Raw genomic sequence first — 4964 nt, forward strand, 5'->3', positions numbered from 1 at the left:
TTGGAATGTTTCTAGGTAGTGCAATTGTGTAGTTGTTTGCGCTCAGGCAGTTGCCAACACGCGGATACGTTTTCTTTACAAAACTTTACAACGTTGCACCTGGTGACACGAACCTTCGATCTACGCCGGAACTTGGGAACGATTGCGAGACCGTGGCTTAAAAGTAAGAAAGGTACAAGAAGAACTAGGTTTAGAAGCAATTCCCCAACGGACTGATATAACACCCGTTCATTATCAACATCTGGCCATTGAAGCACTCGACCTTGGTCTAATTACTGAAGGACGTTTTGCAGATTTTCTCAACGTCGATCACCTAGAAGCACGTCGTATTGCCAACAATCTTAAGTCCTGTTAATTTTTATAGGGACTCTCATCAGCTTCAGCTAATTTTTCTGTAGATTTAATAATCAGAGTTCAGGTAGGATTCGGACTAGAATAAATCCTACCTCAAGATATACAAAAGCAAGCCGATTAAACGAGCATACAGATGAAAAGCTCTTTGAAATAAATTAGGATATTTACTACCTTTTTTTTCTTGCTCAGAAACTCCAATCGGATAAACACTACCAGCCAACCAACTATGCACGATAGCATGAGCAGTTTTCGATAAAACTATACAATCAATATTCCACTTTTCATCACCTAAATTCTTATAAGTACAATGATGAATCGCGTAGGTTGTTAATTGTATCCAAGGAAAAACTTGGCAGCGATCGCCTACTTTTTTCTTGAATATTTTTCCTTTTGCTTTCCACTGTGGAGACTGGATATAAGCGTGATAATCTACTTTTAGTACTTGAAGGTTTGGCCCTTCCAGCAAGTAAATTATTGACTTTGATAACCAAAGCAAAAATATTGAAATAATTCTAATAAAGATTAGCGACAATTTTTTTAAGAGATTTAATATTTTCCAAGGTTTCTTTTTTACCATTACCCGACTCCAAAGGAATAATAGAATCACAATTTAAGGCAGCTTATGAAGCAGCATTAACGAGGCTATTAACATCACCAATATCTAAGTTGCAACCGCTTGATATTTTTTCAATGGCAGCCAAAGCCTGAGCAAAAAAATAGTTTTCTTCAATATCAACAATAACTTTCAGAATCTTAACCACTAGACACTAATTAAGCTTGACATTTTTACAGAGAATTGTTTACCACAATCCCCACATTTATACCGCTGTACTTTACCACTTTTTAAGGAGCGCACACCATTTTTTAGGAGGTTTTTTCCTCCACATTTAGGGCAATTGTTATTAGCAATATTTCGGCGGTTATCCTCCATTTCGACCTTTGGCGGTTCGGGAGGATTAAGCTGCTCTGTTAATTGTCCTGAAACAATTTCAGACTCATCCTCCAAAGGAGGATTTTGCTGTTCGGCGTAGAATCCGGGAGGAGGCAAAACCTCCACAAACGCCTTCTCTTCACCGGGACAAATCAGCCCAAAATACTTCTCACCCCGTTCGATTAAATCTGAAGTTTTAGCTACTATTTCATTTTTCTCTGTAGCTGATTTTATCTCCCGATTAATCACACTAGGAACCTTGGCAGAATCGCCTAAATAATATCTAGTAAAATTAAAAGAACCACTGACAGTTAACCCGTTTGTATTAACATTTGATTCTTGAGTCAATAAAATAATTCTTATTTTTAAAGCCCGACCAACTGTAGATAATAATTTAATAGCTTTGCTATGTAATTCTTTATCATACTCTCTCAGCATTAAAGATTCATCTACTACCCAGATTTGAGGTTTTATTTCTGGTAATTCATCTCCATTCTCCGCAGCAATAGTTGCAGCATCTAATCTATTTTGTAGAGAGTTTACCATATCTTGAAGACCATCAAAACTGGTACGAAAATCCTCATTAATAGCATTTAAACCCTTGTATTGTGGTTTGAATTTTTTACCTGCAAACTTCCATTCTGTATAAGGATATTTGGGGTCAATTACAAAGATTTCTGCATTACCTCCAAAATGAATATTAGCTAAAGCAGCAATATTATCTACTAAAGTAGATTTGCCCCTACCAGTTGCGCCAATAATTAAGTCGTGGTGAGATTTAACAAAGGTATCATCTAACCAACAAGTATCACGCTTTTTAGCGGTACCAGAACTGACAACAATTGGGTTAACATCTCTAGATTTTTCATTCTCTGTTTTGACTAATAAGTACCCTCCTTTTATCTCAGTATTACAAAATTTGCCTGTTGATAATTCCAAGGAATGATTAATCTTTAAAGCTTTAGAAGCCTTGGTAGAATCTACTAGATAAAACTTAAAAGCTAAAGTATCTCCATAGCGATTAAACTCAGCAAAGGAAACGTTAATTTCGTTCTCTAAATAAGTATTCTGAATTATTTGAGAGAGATAAGCTTCGTAACTTGCACCATGGGCAATTCTTAGCTTACTACTATTCTTTAAATTAGTATTCTCAGATTGTAGAGAGTTTAGTGCATCTTGATATTTTAAAAGTTGATGCTTGTAAAGCTCATTAGTTCTTACTAACTCATCAAATTTATCTTTTTCTGCCAATAAAGCTTTTTCTACTTCCAAGGCTGATTTCTCTTGATTTATTTTCAGTTGTTCTTTGTATAAATTCAACTGTTTCTTGATATCTTCTAATCTTCTTTCTTCAGAGATTATATTATTTTCTCTAATATAAAACTGCTCTAGTTTATGCTGAGATAAGTCTAACTGATTTCTGAGTTCATCAGATACAGCGAGCGCCTGATTTAATTCAGTGGTAAACTTATCATTTAATTGTTGTTTGATAACTACTATTTCAGCTTCATACCTATTAGCAATTTCTATCGAAGCATTCTCTACACGAACATCACAGGCTTTTAATTCACGAGTTAACTCATCCAGTTTTTGAGTTAAGTCAGATATTTTAATATCCTTTTCTTGAGTAGCTTCAACAATTTTATTTTGTAGAGAATTTACTAAATCATCATTCTGTTGCTGTAAATTTGCTAATTCAAATTCAGCATCTTTTGAAATTTTATCGATTTTTTCTTGAGAGGAATTAAGAGTATTTGCCAGGGTAAAAGTACTGACTATAATTCCCAAAAAAGAGCTACCTAACAATACTACCTTAATCTTTTTCTCCAGGTAAACATTCATTGACGAAAAAACAAATATTCCTGTAGAAACAATAATCCCTGCCACTGCAATTTTGAACTTCATAAGCAAAAAGAAAAAAGGGGAGAATTACTCCCCTAAAAAATTAAATATCTACGAAATCAACTTGCTCACCATAATTCTTACCATTGCCAGATATACCAACAACCGATTGAGAACTAGCATCAGAGTTAGAAGCAACGGGAAGGCTGCTTAGATTAACAATGCCCACCTGCTGACCAAAATTATCGCCATCATTAACAATGCCAATCACTTTCTTGACCTGACGCTGGAAAACCCCTTTTTTAGAACTTTTACTCATTCAAAAAAACTCCTGCAACTACGACTCAATAAATATCCCATCCAACACTTCAAAATCAGCAGCATAGCGAGATTTAAGACCTGCCTGTAGCTGAGTAAGATTTAACCTAGACTCCTCTATCTGCAAATGCCGAGTGTTACCCTGGATTGTCATCATCTCTCTTTCTTGCACAGAAGACGCTTGCTCAAACATCAACCTATCCTGAAGTTGAGAATGCTTTTCCTGAGTTAAAGAAAGGCGAGTTTGCTCTTGCTCATAACCAACATCTGCAATTAGCTGCTTAACATCAGCAATATCAGTGTTAGTTGACTCAATGTTGTAGTTAATTTGCCTTTGCTTAACTTTCTCACCAGAAGCTGCCACATCCCAGGATTTAGCCAGCAGGTTATTATCCATAATCTGCAAATCAAGAGAGCGCATTTGACCTTCTTTGTGCTGCTTCTGAAGATCGTAATCATGCTGTGTGATTGACTCAGTCCCATCAAAGCTAACGCTAGTAAGCTTTTGACGAGCAGATGAAAACTTAGGCTGTAACGAAGAACCTAAAGTATAGGTCATTTTTTCTTATACTCCTTGTAAAATTTTTCAACCAAACGAAACTGTTTTTGCTGTTGGTTTCTGCAGTTAGAATATTGTTGCTGTAACTTCTGAAACTCAGAAAAATAGGCATTATCAGAATATTCATAATAAGCTATCGCTCCCACAAAACCCACAAAAATAGACACGCATATCTTTGTAACTTCTGCAATCATTATGAAGTGTGACCTAGTTGCTCTAATATTTGTGCCATCCCATCATTGAAATTACCCACCAGCGCAGCTCCACAACGCGCCGACATTTCTGTCCCTACTTGCCCATAAAAAGACTCTAGAGAACTGGTAAGTTGGTCGATCGCATTCCCGACATTGCTTGCTTCATTCTTAATTCTGAATATTTGAGCCATATTAGCTGTGGCTCTAGAAGAATCGTATTTAGGTGCGGGAACAATATTAGCTACTGGCTCAGATTGAGAATAGGAAGCCCATACTTGCTGCTTGAAATCCTCGTACTGCATCTTGCCTGGATTTTTAGTACCATCTGGGAGCTTGAGAGCGATCGCCTCTTGTAGCTCTTGCATTTTCTCCAAGGCCAGAGGGGTATACCTTTCACCAACCTTGAATCCTTCTGTTAACCAGTACCAACATTCACAAATCCGGGGATAGTAGCCAGTGCCAGCACGGTAGATAGTTTTGGTAGAAATACTTAGTTCCTGAGCTAATTGTTCAAGAGTGTACCGAACTGTTTCAGTAGCAGGTATGTCTGTCTGTCCTTCTACTTCGTCGTCTATATGGAAATCTATCACATTGTCTCCATACTTTTCTTCATTTCCCTGTAACCCATAGCTAATAGGAATTTTAGATGTGTACATCAGTTTGTCTCTCCTTGTCTGTTTGATGTCTATAATTGAAATATAGACACTAAAAAACGGAAGTACAAGGAACCTAAGCAACTGTTTGGGAACGTAGGCAATTAATACGC

At 36.7% G+C, this 4964-nt stretch carries 8 protein-coding genes; 1 reads left to right on the top strand and 7 read right to left on the bottom strand.

Annotated elements, in window-relative coordinates; genetic code table 11:
• Nucleotides 1-142 precede the first annotated feature (142 nt).
• Nucleotides 143-355, top strand: a complete 213-nt coding sequence (locus tag F6K15_RS37365) for a hypothetical protein (protein ID WP_293071087.1) — start codon at nt 143-145, stop codon at nt 353-355.
• Between the two features lie 87 nt (nt 356-442).
• Here F6K15_RS37365 and F6K15_RS37370 read toward each other — a convergent pair whose 3' ends face one another.
• The 7 genes from F6K15_RS37370 to F6K15_RS37400 all read right to left on the bottom strand — a co-directional run bounded on the left by F6K15_RS37370 (nt 443) and on the right by F6K15_RS37400 (nt 4854).
• Nucleotides 443-850: a hypothetical protein gene (locus F6K15_RS37370; protein WP_293071088.1), complete on the bottom strand. Its 408-nt coding sequence runs from the start codon at nt 848-850 to the stop codon at nt 443-445.
• Nucleotides 851-974: 124 nt separating this feature from the next.
• Nucleotides 975-1115: a hypothetical protein gene (locus tag F6K15_RS37375; RefSeq protein ID WP_293071090.1), complete on the bottom strand. Its 141-nt coding sequence runs from the start codon at nt 1113-1115 to the stop codon at nt 975-977.
• Nucleotides 1115-3190, bottom strand: a complete 2076-nt coding sequence (locus tag F6K15_RS37380; RefSeq protein ID WP_293071092.1) for a hypothetical protein — start codon at nt 3188-3190, stop codon at nt 1115-1117. The genes F6K15_RS37375 and F6K15_RS37380 overlap by 1 nt, the downstream gene beginning before the upstream one ends.
• Before the next feature lie 40 nt (nt 3191-3230).
• Nucleotides 3231-3446: a hypothetical protein gene (locus F6K15_RS37385; protein ID WP_293070773.1), complete on the bottom strand. Its 216-nt coding sequence runs from the start codon at nt 3444-3446 to the stop codon at nt 3231-3233.
• Nucleotides 3447-3464: 18 nt separating this feature from the next.
• The gene (locus tag F6K15_RS37390; RefSeq protein WP_293071094.1) at nt 3465-4004 is read right to left on the bottom strand and encodes a hypothetical protein; all 540 of its coding nucleotides are present in this window, start codon (nt 4002-4004) and stop codon (nt 3465-3467) included.
• Nucleotides 4001-4198 (bottom strand): hypothetical protein, encoded by a 198-nt coding sequence (locus F6K15_RS37395; RefSeq protein WP_293071095.1) that lies wholly within the window; start codon nt 4196-4198, stop codon nt 4001-4003. The genes F6K15_RS37390 and F6K15_RS37395 overlap by 4 nt, the downstream gene beginning before the upstream one ends.
• Nucleotides 4198-4854: a hypothetical protein gene (locus F6K15_RS37400; RefSeq protein WP_293071096.1), complete on the bottom strand. Its 657-nt coding sequence runs from the start codon at nt 4852-4854 to the stop codon at nt 4198-4200. The genes F6K15_RS37395 and F6K15_RS37400 overlap by 1 nt, the downstream gene beginning before the upstream one ends.
• Nucleotides 4855-4964 lie beyond the last annotated feature (110 nt).

It is taken from the genome of Okeania sp. SIO2B3 (assembly GCF_010672525.1).
GTDB lineage: Bacteria > Cyanobacteriota > Cyanobacteriia > Cyanobacteriales > Microcoleaceae > Okeania.